Source organism: Streptomyces sp. MNU89 (genome assembly GCF_020982505.1).
GTDB lineage: Bacteria > Actinomycetota > Actinomycetes > Streptomycetales > Streptomycetaceae > Streptomyces > Streptomyces xinghaiensis.
The window spans coordinates 1,111,660-1,129,387 of the sequence record NZ_JAJKLL010000001.1; the positions used below are offsets into that span (position 1 = coordinate 1,111,660).

At 70.7% G+C, this 17,728-nt stretch carries 15 protein-coding genes; 11 read left to right on the forward strand and 4 right to left on the reverse strand.

What is annotated here, in order from left to right:
- Window positions 1-46 precede the first annotated feature (46 nt).
- From E4N63_RS31415 to E4N63_RS04845, 3 genes are all read right to left on the reverse strand, one after another.
- Complete coding sequence (locus E4N63_RS31415; protein WP_374112684.1) at window positions 47-463, reverse strand: helix-turn-helix domain-containing protein; 417 nt, start codon at window positions 461-463, stop codon at window positions 47-49.
- Entirely contained in the window at window positions 460-1,251 is a 792-nt protein-coding gene (locus tag E4N63_RS04840) for a TRM11 family methyltransferase (protein ID WP_230240004.1), read from the reverse strand. The genes E4N63_RS31415 and E4N63_RS04840 overlap by 4 nt, the downstream gene beginning before the upstream one ends.
- Before the next feature lie 99 nt (window positions 1,252-1,350).
- On the reverse strand, window positions 1,351-1,914 hold the full coding sequence (locus E4N63_RS04845) for a hypothetical protein (protein ID WP_230240005.1): 564 nt from the start codon (window positions 1,912-1,914) through the stop codon (window positions 1,351-1,353).
- Window positions 1,915-2,454: 540 nt separating this feature from the next.
- Between E4N63_RS04845 and E4N63_RS04850 the strand changes: the two genes are divergently transcribed.
- Together E4N63_RS04850 and E4N63_RS04855 are read left to right on the forward strand one after the other, a co-directional pair.
- On the forward strand, window positions 2,455-3,177 hold the full coding sequence (locus E4N63_RS04850; protein ID WP_230240006.1) for a DUF4839 domain-containing protein: 723 nt from the start codon (window positions 2,455-2,457) through the stop codon (window positions 3,175-3,177).
- Window positions 3,178-3,625: 448 nt separating this feature from the next.
- Complete coding sequence (locus E4N63_RS04855; protein WP_230240007.1) at window positions 3,626-4,096, forward strand: hypothetical protein; 471 nt, start codon at window positions 3,626-3,628, stop codon at window positions 4,094-4,096.
- A 269-nt stretch (window positions 4,097-4,365) separates the two neighbouring features.
- On the opposite strand, the gene E4N63_RS04860 is transcribed toward E4N63_RS04855, so the two are convergent.
- The gene (locus E4N63_RS04860) at window positions 4,366-5,826 is read right to left on the reverse strand and encodes a hypothetical protein (protein WP_230240008.1); all 1,461 of its coding nucleotides are present in this window, start codon (window positions 5,824-5,826) and stop codon (window positions 4,366-4,368) included.
- 486 nt (window positions 5,827-6,312) lie between these two features.
- Here E4N63_RS04860 and E4N63_RS04865 point away from each other — a divergent pair, with 486 nt between their 5' ends.
- From E4N63_RS04865 to E4N63_RS04915, 9 genes are all read left to right on the forward strand, one after another.
- On the forward strand, window positions 6,313-7,143 hold the full coding sequence (locus E4N63_RS04865; protein WP_230240009.1) for a hypothetical protein: 831 nt from the start codon (window positions 6,313-6,315) through the stop codon (window positions 7,141-7,143).
- Window positions 7,144-7,509: 366 nt separating this feature from the next.
- Window positions 7,510-7,890, forward strand: a complete 381-nt coding sequence (locus tag E4N63_RS04870; protein ID WP_230240010.1) for a pilin — start codon at window positions 7,510-7,512, stop codon at window positions 7,888-7,890.
- Between the two features lie 298 nt (window positions 7,891-8,188).
- The gene (locus E4N63_RS04875; RefSeq protein ID WP_230240011.1) at window positions 8,189-9,880 is read left to right on the forward strand and encodes a hypothetical protein; all 1,692 of its coding nucleotides are present in this window, start codon (window positions 8,189-8,191) and stop codon (window positions 9,878-9,880) included.
- 6 nt (window positions 9,881-9,886) lie between these two features.
- Window positions 9,887-10,837 carry a PrgI family mobile element protein gene (locus tag E4N63_RS04880; protein WP_230240012.1) on the forward strand — a complete coding sequence of 317 codons (951 nt, stop codon included), beginning with the start codon at window positions 9,887-9,889 and terminating at the stop codon, window positions 10,835-10,837.
- Window positions 10,834-12,705 carry a VirB4 family type IV secretion system protein gene (locus E4N63_RS04885; RefSeq protein ID WP_230240013.1) on the forward strand — a complete coding sequence of 624 codons (1,872 nt, stop codon included), beginning with the start codon at window positions 10,834-10,836 and terminating at the stop codon, window positions 12,703-12,705. Before E4N63_RS04880 ends, E4N63_RS04885 begins: the two co-directional genes overlap by 4 nt.
- A complete protein-coding gene (locus E4N63_RS30450) occupies window positions 12,702-14,972 on the forward strand; it encodes a helicase HerA domain-containing protein (RefSeq protein WP_268270963.1) in 2,271 nt (756 codons plus the stop codon). Before E4N63_RS04885 ends, E4N63_RS30450 begins: the two co-directional genes overlap by 4 nt.
- 172 nt (window positions 14,973-15,144) lie before the next feature.
- A complete protein-coding gene (locus E4N63_RS30455) occupies window positions 15,145-16,089 on the forward strand; it encodes a replication-relaxation family protein (protein ID WP_308188645.1) in 945 nt (314 codons plus the stop codon).
- Window positions 16,086-17,003 carry a bifunctional lytic transglycosylase/C40 family peptidase gene (locus E4N63_RS04910; protein ID WP_230240014.1) on the forward strand — a complete coding sequence of 306 codons (918 nt, stop codon included), beginning with the start codon at window positions 16,086-16,088 and terminating at the stop codon, window positions 17,001-17,003. The genes E4N63_RS30455 and E4N63_RS04910 overlap by 4 nt, the downstream gene beginning before the upstream one ends.
- Window positions 17,000-17,701, forward strand: a complete 702-nt coding sequence (locus E4N63_RS04915; RefSeq protein ID WP_230240015.1) for an extensin — start codon at window positions 17,000-17,002, stop codon at window positions 17,699-17,701. The genes E4N63_RS04910 and E4N63_RS04915 overlap by 4 nt, the downstream gene beginning before the upstream one ends.
- The last annotated feature ends 27 nt before the right edge of the window (window positions 17,702-17,728 follow it).

Here is a 17,728-nt window from a genome sequence, read left to right on the forward strand (position 1 = left end):
ACGCTCGATATGTCCCAGAGCGGAAGCCACGACCGGGTGATGGTCGTCAAGGGCGGGCCCCGGGCCGCCGGGCCGGCCGGGCACCGTCGCGGATGACGGTCTCCACATCCGCCGTGGAGAACCGGAGGTGCCGCCCGACCCGGGTGCAGGGGATGAGGCCGGCGGCGGCCTTCTTCCGCAGCCACGAGGCAGGGATCTGCAACAGCTCAGCCGCCTGTTCGGGGGTGTGCAGGAGTCGAGCCGGGCTCCCCGTGCCCGAGCCTGGCCCCGGCACAGCCGTTGCCTGGCCACTCGCTCTGCCTTGCGAGGTAGCAGGTTCTGCCCGGGCGTTGCCGCGCTGGGAGGAGGCATCCTCCTGGGGGTGGGGGCGCCGGGAATGGTCCGGCGGTTTCCCGGTCGGCTGGTCGGCTGTCCAGTTCAAAGGTGCGCGCGTTCGCCCAGAGGTGGTGCGTTGCTCCGTCATGCGGACTCAGACTCAGTCGAGCGGGGTGGCCTGGGCGTCTCCAGGATCTTCGGCGTGGTGAAGATCAGGGCGTCCTCGTGCTGGACGAGGCACAGCGGGATGCCGTGGCGGCGGGCGGCGCGTACATTCTTCATCTGGAAGAAGGAGGGGCGGGCGATGAGCCGGCCGTCGCGGATGCCGGCCAGGAGAGCCACGCAGCGCTCGACGGGGACGAGGCCGGCCGCGCGTCCGGCGGCCAGAGCAGCGGAAGGCAGGTCGACCAGTTCACCGCGGGTGCGCCAGGGGCGGGTGGTGACGACGACGGTGCCGCCGGGGCGGAGCATCAGGCGGCACTGGGCGAGGATTTCGGTGAAGGCGTTGAGGAGCTGGTCGGTGGAGACGTGGGCGAGGTTGGCCGGGTCGTGGCTGTAGCGGTAGTTCTTCTTCGCTACGCCGCGCTCGCCGGTGTCCCGGGTGGAGCGGACCTGCCCGTGGACGCTGGGCCCATACGGCGGTGAGGTCACCACGAGATCCACCGTGCCGCGGAGCGTGGCGGGCAGGAACTGGGTGAGCCGGCGTGCGTCGCCGCAGTACACGGTGCCCGTGGCAGCGCCACCTTCCTGCGCGGCGGATGCGGTGTTGCGGCTGGCGAGGTCGGCCCACTGCGGTTCGTACTCGACACCGACAGCGCGGCGGCCGAGGTGGAGGGCCTCGACGAGAGTGGTGCCGATGCCGCACATGGGGTCCAGGACCAGGTCGCCGGGCTTGGTGTAGGTGCGGATGGCGTGCGCGGCGATGGCGGGGAGCATCTTGGCGGGGTGGGCGGCGGAGCCGGGACGTAGCGGCCCTTGCGCTGAGCGGGCGCCGAGGTGGGGCGGTGTTCCACACCGAGAAGGGAGCGGGCACAGTCAACTCCTGTGGCCGTCAGGCGTGGTGGATCGCGGAGAGGACGAGCAGGTCGCCATGGACGACGCCGGGGGCGGCATCGCCGGGCGGGCGGGTGCGAGAGCGTCGTCCACAGCACGGGCGTAGAGGATGACGATGTGCTGCAGGTAGCGGAAACCCGCCGTGCGCGCCGCGGCGACGAGCGAGCCGAGCGGGTCGGTGAGCACTCCGGCGTCCCGGCGCTGGCGGGTGGCGAGCAGGAGCAGCCCGTCCGCGGGCAGCAGGCGGTGGGCGCGGTGGAAGAAACCGGGCCAGCCGTTCTCCATGGCCCCCGGCATACCTCTCTCCGAAACCCCCAGTGCCTCGCTCGACGCCGGCAGGGCGTCCGGGTGCAGCTCGGCAAGCAGCACCGACGCGCTGCCGGGGGCGGTCCCGTCTTCGTCGGTGTAGCTGGTACAGGGCATGCAGGCGTCCGCCCCTGGCACGAGGTCCTGCTGGATGGAGACCTTGAGAAGCGTTGCGGGCCGGCCGTCTGGGCGTTCGACGAACTCAGTGCGGATCATCTCGATCGCCCAGTCCGGCAGCACGGCGCCGGGTGCGGGAGCGACGCGTGACTGTTCGGGACGTGGGAGCCAGATGGTGGTTGGCAGAGCGGCAGAGTCCCGCTTCTGGGAGCCGCGTGGGCCACGGCGTGCGGAGTGGAACATTAGCGGGCGGCGCCCGGACTGGAGAACGCGGTCCGTCTGGTGCTGACGCCCAGTAATAGGGACGGAGCATGAAGTTCTTGCCGTCGCTGCTCGCGTCGTTCCGCACTGCCATGGTGCCGGTTCACTCGTCCAGCGGGCTGTCGGAGATTCTGTGGGATCTACGTTCTCCCAGCTCAGACGGGTGACGAGCCACCCGCGAACCACCGGCGAGCCACCCGGCACCCTGCTGCTTCCTTCGGGTCATCGGATGCCGTTCAGGTATGTCGTTGACTGATGATGAACGCATCCGGTCACCGCTTGCCCCACGATTCGGATCAAGGAGCACTCGGGGGAGCCAAGTCGGCTCGCCGTCTTATCGGAGTCCCTTATGCTCGCGAGGCAATTGATATGAACAGTCCAAACCGGGGGGCGCATTGCCGCATGGCTGACGAGGTCAAGTACGAGTACAAGACCGTGCAGACGGTTCGCGGCACCGATGGCTTGGTGCTCTCACAGATGCGGAAGGACGGCTGGGAGCTCGTGGAGCAAGCCACGGGCACGCTTCGCTCCACCCTCAACTTCCGTCGACCGAAGAAGCCGCTGCCGTGGCCCCTGATCGGCACGGGGGCGGCCGTCCTCGTGATCCTGGCTATCGTCATCGGCACCGCCTCTGTACTCGGCGACGGAGGCGAGAAGAAGGACGTATCAGAGAAGCCGGCGGCCGCCGCGAGCGAGAGGCCTTCCACTACGCCGACTCCGACCGCGGCCAAGCCGGCTGCCCAGGTAATCACGCCTCAGAACAACCCGGAGTTCGCAGCGCTACTGAAGGCGGACAGGTGCGACGACGCGAACCTGGACTTCGCGACCAGGCACGAGGGCCAGACCGTCGCGTTCAACGGCTCGATCGTGCACATGGCGCCGCACGGTGGCTACGACACCCGCTACGACCTCCTCCTGGGCCCAGGCGACAAGGGACCGAAAACGACGGCCGGTCCGGCCTTCAAGTACGAGGACGTCAACATCTTCGACCTGGAACTGACCGGCAAGAACATCCCCGCCACCGTCGGCGCAGGCGACGAGTTCCGCTTCGTCGCCGAGGTGGGCCACTTCAACGCGGGCCAGTGCCTCTTCTTCCTCGACCCGATCTCGACGGAGACTCGGTAGTCAAGATGGGCAGCCGCGGAATCACGGATCAGTGTGACCGGACATTCTCTCAGCAGTGATCATTTCGAGACTCCGTTGAGCAAGAACAACATCGGCCATGTCGCCGACCCGGCCGGGGTCCAAGGTGACGTGCCGCAGGGTGCGCCAGCTCTGCTTGCAGGTTCGGCAGCGGCGCATTTCCCGAGTGCACGGATGCTGTTGGCCAAGGGTTCGTGGTTCCCGTGCATGCGAGCTTGCTCGGGCTGGCTCTTGAACCGCGGGGACTGGGACGAGGGCCCCAGTCCCGGCAGATCACCGTCAGGGCGCATGTCCTCCATCCGCAGTTACCGCGACAAAAACTCAGGGGAGGTGTATGCGCATGCGGCCTACGCTCCATCGTAGGGTGGAGGTTTCTCTCGGCTAGGGCCCATGGCACGATTCCTGAGCGGCGCGAATGAAGGAGTGAACCATGGCGGTGTTGATACGGCGGCAGGAACTGGAAATTCCAGTAGATTTCCACGGGTTCGCGTTACAGGAGTACGACGACATGGAGGTACCTGTTCCGTTTCCCGAAGAGCGAGCAGAGCTCGAGAATCCGCCGTTCCTAACCCCCTATGAGATGCGCTTGGACGTCTACAGCGCGGGCCACACCCATACTGCGGTCCTCATCGTCGAGGTCTGGGACGGAGAGCCCCCAGCAGACAAGGGTGCGCGATGGGAGGCTCGGGACGAGGCGGAGATCTTCTCCGTCACCGGACAACTGTCCGTTGAGGTCATCGCGGGGTGCGCCAAGGACACAGTGGAATTGGGAGCCCCCGACACTCTGTGGAGGGTCCGCCTGTGCTCCACCGGCCGTGCGGAAGTGGCACGGCTCGCCCAGGTGGGAGTGCCGCACGGTGTCGAGCGCTACACCGCCGGATTCTGGCCCGTTCGCCCCTGAAGTTCGACCCGCGGATGGTGAGGGGGCGGAGCAGCCTCTCGCCCCCTCACCATCCGGTATCACCCGTGATGGGACTGCACCGAGTTCGCCAACACAAGCAGCGTTGCTCCGTTACGGCTCACGATGCCCAAGCTCCACGGGGCAAGGACGCCCCTATTCACAGACGGGTTTCCCACGCAGGCGCTGGGGGCACTTGGCCCCGATGCCTGGATCGTCGTCGTTGCCCAGGGAGGCCCAGAGAGCGGCGTTCCCCCTGCCGCGCCTTCCGACTATGAGATATGGACGGAGTAAGCGTCCACTTCATGGTCGATGTCTTCCTTTTCGTCTATGTACCCATCGACGATCCGGTTCCTGTTAAGGAACGACGCCAATATGTTTCCTGCGGCCCCGTTGTCCGATTTCCGCAGCGGCCTGGCGGAATAGTTGTCTTTCGCCATAGAGGTGTTGTACCTCGAATGAGCAGCACCTTCGTATGTGCTGGCGAAGGGGAACTCATCGCACTCGCGAGGTCCGGCGGGGTCGCTTGTGGCGTAGTCGCTTCCCCAGTACTTGGTGCACGTCGCGACCGCAGTACTGCGGTTGGCATTCCGCCGCTGCTCATTGTGGTGCAGGCGATGCAAGGGCTGCTTGGTGCCGAACCCGGGGACGATCTTGTCCGGGTTCTCCGGCTTGGTGGTGGCGGGCCTTCGGTGCGCGTCATCCAAGTGCTGGGCAACGGCCTGCTCCGACGCGCCGGCTTTGGCGCTGTAGGGAAGGTAGACCAGTACCGGAAACGCGGCGCCGCCGGCCTTCTTGGGGTTGCCTCCGCCGTTCTTGTTGAACAGGTAGGACGCCTTATCCCACTGGGCGATCAGGAAGCCCACACGGGTCCTGCCCGTCTGGGGCGGCAGGTAGGGGGCAGGGAACGTGACAGTCACGAACGGCTGGTATGCCATGGTGACTACGTCATCCTTGCCCCTGCCCTCGCCGGGCTCGTGGAGCATGGTGTGCAAGTACTCCGGGTTGGCCTTGAGCGCGTCGAAGCTCTTGGTCGGCGGCACCTCGCCACCTTGCTTCTTGGTCGTCCGTGACGGCCAGGTCTTCAGGTCGGCATCAGTGTTGATCTTCAAGCCGCTCGTCTGCGTCGTCCCGGCCTTGAAGAAGTCGGTGAAGAGATACCGGTAGTGAACGGTGCGATCGGTACGGCTCGGCACCGTTGAGATGACCCAGAGGGTGAAGGAGCTCTGGCCCACCGGCCTGCCGTTCTTCGCCCAGGTCTGCACGAACTGCGTACCGGCGCACATCGCGAAACGCGACTTGAGGTAGAAGACCTTTCCACCCTGCAGGCCTTGTTTGCACTCTCCCTGCGTCATGGTCCGCGACGGCTGCGGATAGGTAGCCGCCAAGGGAGAGAGCTCACCCCGGGCCTCGGCCGACAGGGACGACGGTGTCTGTGCCACCGGTTCGCCGACCGTCGCCGGACCCACGAACTCGCGCGGTATTCGAGCCTGCGCCTCCCTTACGGCGAAACGTTTCTGCTCACCAGCGTCAGCATCCGCGCGCAGTTCCGCCAGCGTCGGCGGCTGCGCACCAGGCGGCAGGGCATGGGTGCGGACAGTCAAAGAGTCCGCCGCCGTCGGCACGACATCCGCCGAGGCATGGCCCGCGCCGACAATCGAAGCGGTGAGCAGGCAGAGAACGGCCCCAACTGCCCCTAAAGCACTTCTGGCTTGCATGTTCCCCCAATGCATGGTTGAGAGCGGAAGCGCAGAAACAGCACCCCCACTGGTCACACAGGCTAGCCAGAGCATCACTCAGCGTGTCAAAGAGGTATTCAGCCGAGACGATCTAACGACTGGCTCGTTGTGAGTGCCTGACCCGTAGGTGCCAGAAGAGAAGGGGACGGTCTCGGAGGTGCTGACCGACGAGGTGTCGGCTGGAGGAGCAGACCTGGTCGAGTGGTGGCCGCTCACCCGGCCACCGTGGACTGGAGACATCAGCGTCTCCCAGCAGCCATGTCTCAAAAACCGCCGGGCAATTTCCTGTTCGATCCCCCGACCCCCAGCACGTGTAAAAGTGCTGGCTGTGGCGGGTGAGCCAGTGGCGAGCAGTCGCACACACCGTGCCACTGGATCGCCTGCGGCACGGTGACGGCTCGCGGTCGGTCCGCCCGTGGCGCTGGGTGGTGCCAGGAGTGGCGGCAGACGTTGTCCGCCACTCCTGCAAGGAGCAGTGCCATGCACCACACCGCACGTACCGCCCACCGTCGCGTTGCCTGTGTCCGGTCCTCGGGCCGCTCGCCCCTGGGGGCCTTGGAGGAGGCTTTCCTCGCGCTGGCGACAGCAGCCTCGCCGCTCACGTTGCCCGCTCATCTGGTCTGCGACGAGCCGGAGCAGCCGGCGCTGCCCGTGGACCAGTTCCGGGCGCGTCTCGCCCACCCCGCCACGTCGTCGGCCCAGCGTGAGCGGAGCTGGCGTGAAGTGGTTCGCCGGGCTCAGCAGCTCGGTGAGCCCTGGGAGACCGTCGCCGTTGCGATGGCCGTTCCGGTTCTCCGTCGGGTGCTGGCCCGGCTGGCGCGGCCGGCTCATTTGGAGCGTGCCGAGGTCGAGCAGGAGGCGCTGGCTGCGGTTGCCGTTGCTGTGCGCTCGGTGGACGTGGACGCTGCCGACGTGGGTCGGGAGCTGTTCGCGGCGGCTGACCGGGCTGTGCACCGTCTGGCGTATGCCGCTCGCCGTCAGGCTGCCCGTGAGACCGGGCCGGCGGCAGTGCGTCTGGGGCGGCTGGCCCGCTTCGAAAGTCGGCCGGGATGCCAGGACGCTGCTGATGCAGCCGGGGTCGCCGGCGCCGGCCGGCAGGAGGACGAGTACACGGTGCTGGCCCGTGCCGTCCGAGCCGGGATCGTGGGCATCGCCGAAGCGCGACTGATCGCGCGGACCCGGCTGGAGCGTGAGCCGATGCAGCAGCTGGCGGATGAGCGGGGCGTGAGTGTGCGTCAGCTCTACCGTCACCGCACCGCTGCCGAGCAGCACCTCAGCACGCACCTCCGGGAGCAGCTGCGCGAGCAGTAAGGCGGCTCCAGGCCGGGGAGATTCGCGCCGCTGATGTCAGCGAGCGGCTTGGGGATCTCTATTACCGGTGAGCGGCTGCCGTTGGATGCGTGCCATGCACCCGACGGCAGCCGCGCGGTGAGGGCCCGGGTTTGTGCCACCGCGGGCCTGTCGTCGGGTGAGGTGAGCGCGGCCGTCTCGTGCTGACACCCGAGCTCCCTGCTTCGCCGTCGTCCGTGAGGAGGCCGGCCCCGGCAGGGGAACTCCGCGCTCACCCTCACCTTTGCGCCTTCCCCCGCACGGCCGCTGTTCGCAGCTCGTTGCGGCTCCCGCTGGTCTGTTCCTCTCGCCTGTCATCCCTGATGTGCCTCTTGGAGGTGGCTCGTCATGCTCGGAGGGCTCTGTCCGACGGGTCGGTTGTCTGTTCTCCGGGCAGGCCGCCGAGCAGCCCGGGTGGGCTTCACGACGGTTGTGGCCGGCGTCGTGCTGGTGGCGGATACCTCGCTCGTGTGGGCGGTCGCGGACATCCCCACCGTGATCACGAACCTGCGGAACTGGATCGTCGGCATCCTCGCCGGGCTCGCCACCTTGTTCTTGACCTTCGGCGGGCTGCGGTACCTGATGGCCGGCGTGGACCCGGGAGAAGTCGAGGCCGCCAAGCGGGCCCTGAGGGCGGCGGCCATCGGCTACGGGCTGGCCATCCTCGCGCCGGTGATCGTGACCGTGCTGCAGGGCATCGTCGGTGCCGATGGCGGGGGCGGGCAGTGACCCGCGCCCCGTGCTCCGGCCGGGCGCTTCTTCTGCTGCTGCCTGCGATGGGGCTCTTGGTCCTGGTCGTCCTGGCCGCTCCGTCCGGCTCCGCGCAGGCGGCGGGCCGTGTACCTCTGGCACCGGCGGCCCCGGAGCCGCAGCCGGCCCCGGTCCTGCCGCTCCCGCCCGGAACCGGGTCCGGACCCGAGGCCCGCCCCGGGCCTGGCCCGACCCCGCGCCGGATCCTCCCGCCGCCGAATCCGAACCATCCCCGCCGCGGGAACCGTCGCCGGGGCCGACCCCGCCGGCGTGCGAGGTGGACGACTTCTCCTGCGCGCCGCAGGAGGGCGGCCTCGGGGACCTCTTCGACGTTTCCGGCATGGTCGTGAACGCGATCACCTCGTTCCTCGGCATGCTGATCGAGCAGATCATGAAGCCGGTCCGCGAACTGCTCGCTGACACTTTGCTGGCCACCCCCGATGTCACCCAGCACGCCGACATCAAGAAGCTGTGGGCCACCATGCTGGGGATCACGGCCGGGATCTACGTGCTGTTCGTGACCGCGGGCGGTGTCACGGTCATGGGGTACGAGACCGTCCAGACCCGCTACGCCCTCCAGCAGATCCTCCCCCGGCTCCTCTTCGGGATGGTCGCCGCAGCCACCTCGCTGACCGTGATGGGCAAGGCGATCGGCCTGTCCAACGCACTGGCCCACGCGGTGATGGCCAGCGACATGTCAGACGCCGGGCAGGGCATGGTGGAACAGGTCCTGCCCTTCGCCCTCTTCGGAGCCGCCGGGCTGAAGCTGTACCTGCTGCTCCTGGCGACGATGATGATCGCCCTGGTGCTCGCGGTGCTGGTCGGCTTCCTCGTGCGCGTCGCCGTCATGGCACTGCTGGCCGTAGCCGCGCCCTTGGCCCTCGCTTGCCACGCTCACCCGCTGACCGATCCGGTGGCGCGGCTGTGGTGGCGGGCGTTGGCCGGCTGTCTGGTCATTCAGGTCGCGCAGTCGATGACGTTCATCCTGGCTCTGAAGCTGTTCTTCGCACCCGGCGCCACGGCTCTGGGCATTCCGAAGTCCGACCAGCTCGGCACCATGCTCGCCGGAGCCGCCCTGTTCTGGGTGTTGTTCAAGATCCCGGGCTGGACCCTGCAGGTCGTACTGCGCGGGACACCAGCGCACAGTCCGCATGCGCCCACGGGTGTGCGGATGCTCAAGCACCTGGCGATGTACCGGCTCATGGATCACTACCTGCCCGGGATGCAACTGCTGCGGCGACGTCCCGGAGGTGGGCGAGGTGCCGGCGGCTTGGGGCCAGGCCGCAGTGGGCTCGGCGGTGAGGGAGGTGGCCCGGGCCGGGGTGGAGGTGGTGGTCGAGGTGGCGGTGGACGGCCCTTCACACCGGGCCCGCCTGGGCGCGGCGCCGGGTCTTTGGGGCGGGCGCGCAGTGCGGGTCGTGCGTGGTTGTCCCGTAGTCGCGTCCCCGCAGCAGGCCCCGCTGCCCGCCTGCGCTCCATGGGACGGCCGGCCACCGGAACGCCGTCGGGTCCGAGCCCGAGCCGGGCAGTGCCCGGCAGCAGTACGAGGTCGGAGCCGACCGCGTCCAGTGCTCCTCGTGCCGCTACCCGGCCGCTGACCGCCCGGTCACCCCGGGCTCGTGGCCCGGTCTCTACTTCCCTTGCTTCTCCTACTCGTACACCGAGAGGTCCCCGCGCCGTGATGCATCCCGCCCGAGCCCGTCGTGTGCGGCAACTGGCGCTTCCGGTGGCGGCTCAGCGTGTCCCGTCCCGGCCGCCCCGGCCCACGCAGATGTGGCTGCCCATCCGTGCCGAACGCCTTCCCGCGCGCTCCCGTTCCGAGCGTGGCCAGCCCACTCCCCCGCCTCGGCCCTCCGCTGCCTCGGCACCGCGTGGCCGTCAGCTCGTCCTTCCCATTTCCGCGCCCCGCGTGCGGGTGCGTCCGCCGCGGCCCATGCAGCTGCGGCTGCCTCTCGAACCCCGGAGGTGATCTGGCATGAACCAAGCCGACGACCCGGCGGACACGGTGCAGGCCACGCGTGTCCCCGCCGATATCTCCCGCCCCGACCGCATTCTCGGTCCCTTCACCGCGCAGCAGACCGCGGTCATCGCCGCCGCAGCGGTGGTGCTCTATGCCGGGTACTGGGCCGCGCGGCCGTTCATGGCACCGGTCACCTACGTCGCCCTCGTCGTCCCTGTGGCCGGGGCGGTGGCCGCGCTCGCTCTCGGCCGGCGGGAGGGTATCGGCCTGGACCGCTTCCTCCTCGCCGCCCTCGCCCATGCCCGTGCGCCCAAGCGCCGGGTGCACGCGCCGGAAGGGGTGCCGCCGCTGCCCGCCGTCGTCCCCGACCACTGGGCCGAAGCCGCAGGCCCGCCTCCGGCCGCCCTGCGCATGCCGTACGACGGCATCACCGCGGCCGGGGTGCTCGACCTGCGCGGTGAGGGTGTGGCCGGGCTGGCGACCTGCTCGACCGTCAACTTCGAGCTGCGCTCGGGAGCCGAGCAGCAGGGCCTGACGGCCGCGTTCGCCCGGTGGCTCAACTCCCTGACCGGCCCCACCCAGGTGCTGGTGCGCTGCCACCGGATCGATCTCGCCCCGCTCGCCGACGCCCTCCAGCAGGAGGCCGCCGCGTTGCCGCATCCAGCTCTGGAGCGGGCCGCACGGGAGCACGCGGACTTCCTAGCCGACCTTGCCGCGGGCGGCAATCTGCTGGGGCGGCAGGTCGTCCTGGTCGCCCGGGAGGAGAGCCCGGCGCACGGTCTGCGGCACGGGATGCACGAGGAACGGGTGCTCCAGCGCCTCGACGAGGCCACCCGCTCGCTCGCGACCGCCGAGATCACCGTCACCCCTCTGGGCGCCGAGCAGGCCGCCGACCTGGTCAGCGCGGCCTGCAACTCCGACTCCCCCACGCTGCCCGGCCTCGGATCAGAAGGCGGCCCCGCATGACCCGGTTCTTCCTCAACCGTCGCCGCACCCCGGCGCAACCGCAGGTGTGTGATGCCGGCCGGTTGCTGGAGGCGGTGGGCCCCGAGGCTGTCGAGGTCCATGCCCGCGCTCTGGCCGTCGGGGCGCAGCTGGCGACCACGCTGGTGGTCACCGGCTACCCGGCCGAGGTCACTCCCGGCTGGCTCGCCCCGCTGCTGAGCTTCCCCGGTCATCTCGACATCGCCCTGCACATCGATCCCATCCCCACCCCTGTGGCTGCGGCCGGATTGAGGAAGCAGCGCGCCCGTCTGGAGTCCGGGCGCCGCGCCGGTTTCGGCAAAGGGCAGCTGGACGACCCGGAGGTGGAGGCCGCAGCCGCCGATGCCGCCGAGCTCGCCTACCGCATCGCCCGTGGCGAGGGAAAGCTCTTCCACGTCGCCCTCTATCTCACCGTGCACGCACCGGATGAGGAGACCCTCGCGGAGCAGGCGGCCGCGGTGCGCGCCGTGGCTGAGTCGTTGCTGATGACGGTTGCCCCGACCACCTACCGTGCCCTGCCGGGCTGGCTCGCCACGCTCCCTCTCGGCATCGACACGCTCCAGATGCGCCGTACCTTCGATACCGCCGCGCTCGCCGCCTGCTTCCCCTTCACCAGCCCCGACCTGCCGATCGCCACCACCCCTGACGGGGCGCCGCAGGGCGTGCTGTGCGGGCTGAACACGGTCTCCGGCGCGCCCGTGCTCTGGGACCGGTTCGCGCAGGACAACTACAACTCCATCGCCCTGGCCCGCTCCGGTGCCGGCAAGTCCTATCTGGCCAAACTGGAGCTGCTGCGCCTGCTGTTCACCGGGGTGACGGCCTCGGTGATCGACCCGGAGGACGAGTACGTCCGCCTGGCCGAAACCGTCGGCGGGCAGGTGCTCGAGCTCGGCGCCGACGGCGTACGCCTCAATCCCTTCGATCTCCCTGTAGCCGACGACGGGGAGGATGTTCTGACCCGGCGGGTGCTGTTCCTGCACACCTTCCTCGCCGTCCTGCTGGGCACGGAGCTGACCGCCGCCCAGAAGGCCGCACTGGACCGGGCCATGCTCGCCGCCTACGAGCGTGCGGGCATCACCGCGGACGCCCGCACCTGGCAGCGCACCCCGCCCACGCTCTCCGATCTCGCCGCCGTGCTGGCCGAGGAGGAGAGCGAGGCGGCAGCGGCCCTGGCCGACCAGCTCGCCCCCTACACCACCGGCTCGCACGCCGACTTGTTCAACGGGCAGAGCACCGCCTGCGCATCCGGGCATCTGGTGGTCTTCGCACTCCGCCGCCTGGCGGAAGAAGTCAAAGCCCCGGCGATGCTACTGGCCCTCGATGCGATCTGGCGGCAGGTCACCCATCGCCCGCGCACCGGCCGGCATCTGGTCGTGGTCGATGAGGCGTGGCTGCTGATGCGCGACGGGGCCGGGGCCGGCTTCCTGTTCCGTATGGCCAAGGCCGCGCGCAAGTACTGGACCGGCCTGGCCGTCGTCACCCAGGACGCGGACGACGTGCTGGCTTCTCCGCTCGGGCGGGCCATCGTCTCCAACGCGGCCACTCAGGTCCTGCTCCGCCAGGCCCCGCAGGCCATCGACACGATCAGCGAGAACTTCCACCTGTGCCGCGGCGAGCGGGAGTTCCTGCTGACCGCGGCCCGGGGCGAGGCGCTGCTGCTGACCGGGGACCGCCGTCACAAGGTCGCGCTGATGAGCATCGCGGCACCAGGCGAGCACGAGGTGATCACCACGGACCCGAGTGAGCTCGCTGCCCAGCAGCCGGGCGAGCCAGGCGAAGTGGATCCCGATGCCGACGGCCTCTGGTACGAGCCACCGTGCAACGCCGGTGAGGGAGAGGTCGATTCATGACCGCCCTCGCGCAGATCGCCGCCTCGCCACCGGGTGGGCCGCTGGTGGACTTCCTCACTGATCCCGGCGGTTTCTGGACGGCCGTCATCGGCGAAGGCCTCGGCCGACTCGGGGCGCAGGGGCCTCTGCTTGTCTCCGGCGCCGCCGTCGCCGTGGCCGGTGGCTACGCGCTGCGGTACCGGCTGCACGCGCTGCGCGAGCAGCGTCTCGCCGAGGGCGCGCGCTGTGTGGAGATCCTCGCCCCGCCCGCTGTCGCGGCCCGGGGCGGCGAAGTGCTGTGGGCCCAGCTCTCCGGGATCCTCCGCCCGTGGTGGCGCCGGGCCACCACGGGTCAGCCGCACCTCGCCTTCGAATACGCCTGGTCCCACACGGGACTTCGGATCCGCCTGTGGACGCCCGGCGTGGTGCCGCTGGGTCTGGTGCGCCGCGCCGTCGAAGCCGCCTGGCCCGGCGCCCACACCCGCGTCACCGAACCCGGGCCCCTGCTCCCCGGCGGGCACATCGTCACCGCCGGGCGGCTGCGCCCGGCCCGCCGTACCGTGCTGCCGCTGCGCAGCGACCACGTCTGCGACCCGCTGCGCGCCCTGCTGCAGGCCGCGACCGGCATGGCCGAGGACGAGTCCGCGTGCGTACAGATCCTGGCCCGCCCGGCCACCGGCGCCGCGCTCCGCCGCGCCCGCCGCCAGGCCCGGCGGCTGAAGAGCGGCCGCTCCCCCTCCCGGCTGCCCGCGCTGGCCGCGTTCCTCCTGCATCGGGCCCAGCCTGCCGCGACGGGCAAGCAGGATCCCGAACACAGTGCCGCCGTACGGCAGGTGGCGGTCAAGCTGTCCGGCCCGCAGTGGCAGTGCGCGCTCGCCTACGCCGCCACCTGCGCACCGAAGACCGAGCGTGCGCAAGACGTGGCGCGTGGCCGGGCCCACGCCATCGCCTCCGCCTTCGGCCTGTACGCCGACCGCACCTACCTCGCCCGCACCCGCCTCCGCCACCCCGGGCGGACCCTGAACGGCCGGCGCTTCCCCCTCTCGCGCGCCGCGCTGCTGTCGGTACCGGAACTCGCAGCCCTGGCCCATCTCCCCTCGACGCCGACGCCCCCGGCCTGCGGCGGGCGGCCCCGCTCCGTCCTGCCACCCCCACCGATCCCCGAACCCGCCCCGGGCAACGGCGTCAAACCCCTGGGCCGCTCCGACGCGGGGGCCCGCCGCGGCGTGGGCCTGGCGGTGCCCGATGCCCGCCACCACCTCCACGTCATGGGCGCCACCGGCTCCGGCAAGTCCACCCTCATCGCCAACCTCGCCCTGGACGACGTACGCAACCACCGCGGCGTCATCGTCATCGACCCCAAAGGCGACCTGGTCACCGACCTGCTGGACCGGCTGCCCGACACCTGCGCCGACCGGCTCGTCCTCATCGACCCCGACGACCCCCACGTCCCGCCCTGCCTGAACGTGCTGGACGGAACGGACATCGACGTCGTCGTCGACAACATCACCGGCATCTTCCGCCGCATCTTCACCGCCTTCTGGGGACCACGAACCGACGACGTCATGCGCGCCGCCTGCCTGACCCTCCTCAAGCACCGCGACCGCACCCACCAGCTGGTCACCCTCGCCGACGTCCCCCGCCTGCTGGGCGAGAGCGCCTACCGGCTCCGCATCGTCCCCGCGCTGAAGGACCCGGTGCTGCGCGGCTTCTGGGCCTGGTACGAGACCCTCTCCGAACCCTCCCGCGCGGCCGTGGTCGGCCCGGTGATGAACAAGCTCCGCGCCTTCCTGCTGCGCGACTTCGCCCGCCGCGCCATCGCCGCCGGCCCCTCCACCTTCGACCTCGCCCACGTCCTCGACGGCGGCATCCTGCTCGCCCGCCTGCCCAAGGGCGCCCTCGGCGAGGAGACCGCCCGGCTGCTGGGCTCCTTCATCGTCGCCGGGACCTGGCAGGCCGCCTCCGCCCGCGCCCGCACCCCCGAACACTCCCGGATCGACGCCACCTTGAGCATCGACGAGGCCCACAACTTCCTCACCCTCCCCTACCCCCTGGAGGACATGCTCGCCGAGGCCCGCGGCTACCGCCTGTCCATGCTCCTGGCCCACCAGCACCTCGCCCAACTCCCCCGCGACCTGCGCGAAGGCATCTCCGCCAACGCCCGCAACAAGATCTTCTTCAACGCCTCACCCGAGGACGCCAACGCCCTGGAACGGCACACGCTCCCCACGCTCGCCGCGCACGACCTCGCCCACCTCGGCCCCTTCCAGGCCGCAGCCCACCCCTGACCAGCGGCGCGGAATCCGCCGCCTTCACACCACCCGCCCGCCGCCCGGCGTCCCCGGCCGCGCCAAGGACCTGCGCCACCGCCGCTGCCCGCACCGGCCCCCGCCCGGCCACCGGCCCCTGAACTCCCTCACCGCAAGCCCGTTCCGGCCACCTGCCCCTCACACCCCGGTGGTGATCCGCCATGCCACTCCCCGCCCCGCCCACGGCCCCGGCTCCCGCTACACCGCCCGCGCCGCCACCACCCGCCGACGCCCTGCCCGGAGGACGTCGCCGCACCCGCCCGCCGCCTCACCGACCGCGACCTGTGGCTCGCCCGGATGCTCCACGAGCACCGGGTCGCCCGCCTCACCACCACTCCTTCCTGCGCACCCTGCACCAGCACCCGTCGACTCCTTCCGCCCCTCCCAGCACGGCTCGGCCCCCGAGCACTACACCCTCGGACCCACCGGAGCCGCCCTTCTCGCCGCCCATGCCGGAGTCGACACCACCGCCCTGGGATGGCGCCCCTCCCACACCGGCCGCATCGCCTACTCGCCCTCCCTCGGCCACGACCTGGGCGTCAACGAACTCCTCTCCCACCTCGCCGCCCGGGCCCGCACCACCCCCGGAGCCGACCTGCCCCTGTGGCTGGCGGAAAGCTCCTGCGCCCGCCGCTGGAGCGACATCATCCGCCCGGACGCCTACGCCCACTGGCAGGACGACGGTCTGCTGCTGCCGTTCTTCCTCGAATACGACACCGGCAGCCAGACCCTGCCCCGCGTCGAGGCCAAGCTCACCGGCTATGCCGCCTTCACCACCGCGACCGGCGGCCGCCCCGCCCTGCTCATCCACACCCGCACGGCCTCCCGCGACCAAGCCCTGCGCCACCGCCTGGCCCGCCCCGCCGCCGAACTGGGCCTGCACGTGGCCACCTCGTCCGCGGACTTCACCACCAGCAGCCCCTGGGGCCCCTGGTGGACCCCGCTTCAGCCCGGCGGCCAACGCACCACGCTCACCGGCCTCGCCGCCCACTGGCCCGGCCTCACCCCGGCCGGCGGCCTGGAGCCCAGCGACGCCGACACACCCCTGACGCTCCCCGTGCCCCCGCTGCCGTCCACCCCAGAGATCGGGCCGTGAGCTCAGCGTTCGCCAAGACGGCAGGCGGCATCGGCTGCGCGGTTGTGGCCCTGCCGCTGCTCGTCGTCGTGGCCGTCGCCGCAGTGCTCGGCGGTCCGCCTCCAAGCCAGCGCGCCCTTGCCGATATCCCCTCGGCCATGCTCGCCCTCTACCGGCGTGCGGAGCCCGAGTGCCCGGGCCTGTCCTGGACCGTCCTGGCCGCGATCGGGAAGGTCGAGACCGACCACGGACGGCACCCCACCATGGTGTCCTCCGCGGGCGCCGTCGGCCCGATGCAGTTCCTGCCGTCCACCTTCGTCGCGTACGCGCACCCGGTCCCGCCCGGCGGGAAGAAGCCGCCCACGCCCTGGGACCCGGTCGACGCCGTGTACGCGGCGGCCAGGCTGCTGTGCGCCCATGGCGCCCGCGACGGCAAGAACCTCCCCCGGGCGATCTGGCACTACAACCACAGCGACGCCTACGTACGGCAAGTCCTCAAGATCGCGGACGGGTACTCGGCGGCCGAACCCGCCGCCCCAGGCCGCGCCGCCGCCAAGGTGATCGCCTTCGCCCGCGCCCAACTCGGCACCCCCTACGTATGGGGCGGCGACGGACCGGCCGAGGGCGGCTTCGACTGCTCCGGGCTGACCCAGGCCGCCTACCGCGCCGCCGGCATCACCATCCCCCGCGTCGCCCAAGCCCAGTACGACCATGGCCCCCGCCTGCCCAAGGGCGCTCGGCCGGCACCGGGCGACCTGCTGTTCTTCGGCCCCAGCCCGAGCAACATCACCCACGTCTCCATCTACATCGGAGGCGGCCGGGCCATCGACGCCCCGCGCCCCGGCACGGTCATCCGCGAAGGCCCCGCACGCACCAGCAGTCCGACCTTCCAAGGAGCGACCAGGCCCGCAGCAACAGGCGGTGATGCCCGGTGAAGCAACTCGCCACCCGCGAAGCCATCGGCCTGCTGCGGTCCATGACCTGGGTGCTGTCCGCGGTGGCGATCCTCGCCCTGGTCTTCACCACCGTCAACGTCACCCGCTTCGCCACCAGCCGCGGCGTCCCCCTGCCCATCGCCATCCTCCTCGACCCCATGATCGGCACCGCCCTGGCCGGCGTCCTCTACGTGGACGCACGCCTCGCCTCTTGGGGCATCCGCCCGCCCGCCTGGTCGACCGCACTGCGCTGGGGCGCCGGATGCACCGCCGCCCTCATGAACTCCTGGGAGAGCCTGTGGCCGGACGGCCAGATCGGCTGGCCCCGACAAGCCGACCCGGCAGCCGTGCTGCTCCATCTGACCCCGGCCCTGCTCCTGATCGCCCTGACCGAGACGATCGCCGCCTACCGACGGACCGTCACCGACCTTCTCAGCCGGATCGGCTCTCCCGATCCGGCCGCTCCCTCCGCCCACCTCACCCTCAGCCAGCGCAGACCGATCGACCCATGCCCCCACCGATCCGGACACCACCGACCCAGATCGGGCGGGTACGGATCACAGAGAGGGCAGATCCGACTGCTCCGCGCCCCAAGCCGACCACCCGGTCGCCAGCGGCACAAAGACCCTCCCGCCCCACACGGGCGACCACGCCGCCGACAGTCCGTGCCTAACATCCGAGGCCCAGCCCGCCGATGACAGGGCCGCAGAAGCCGACGTGTGGCC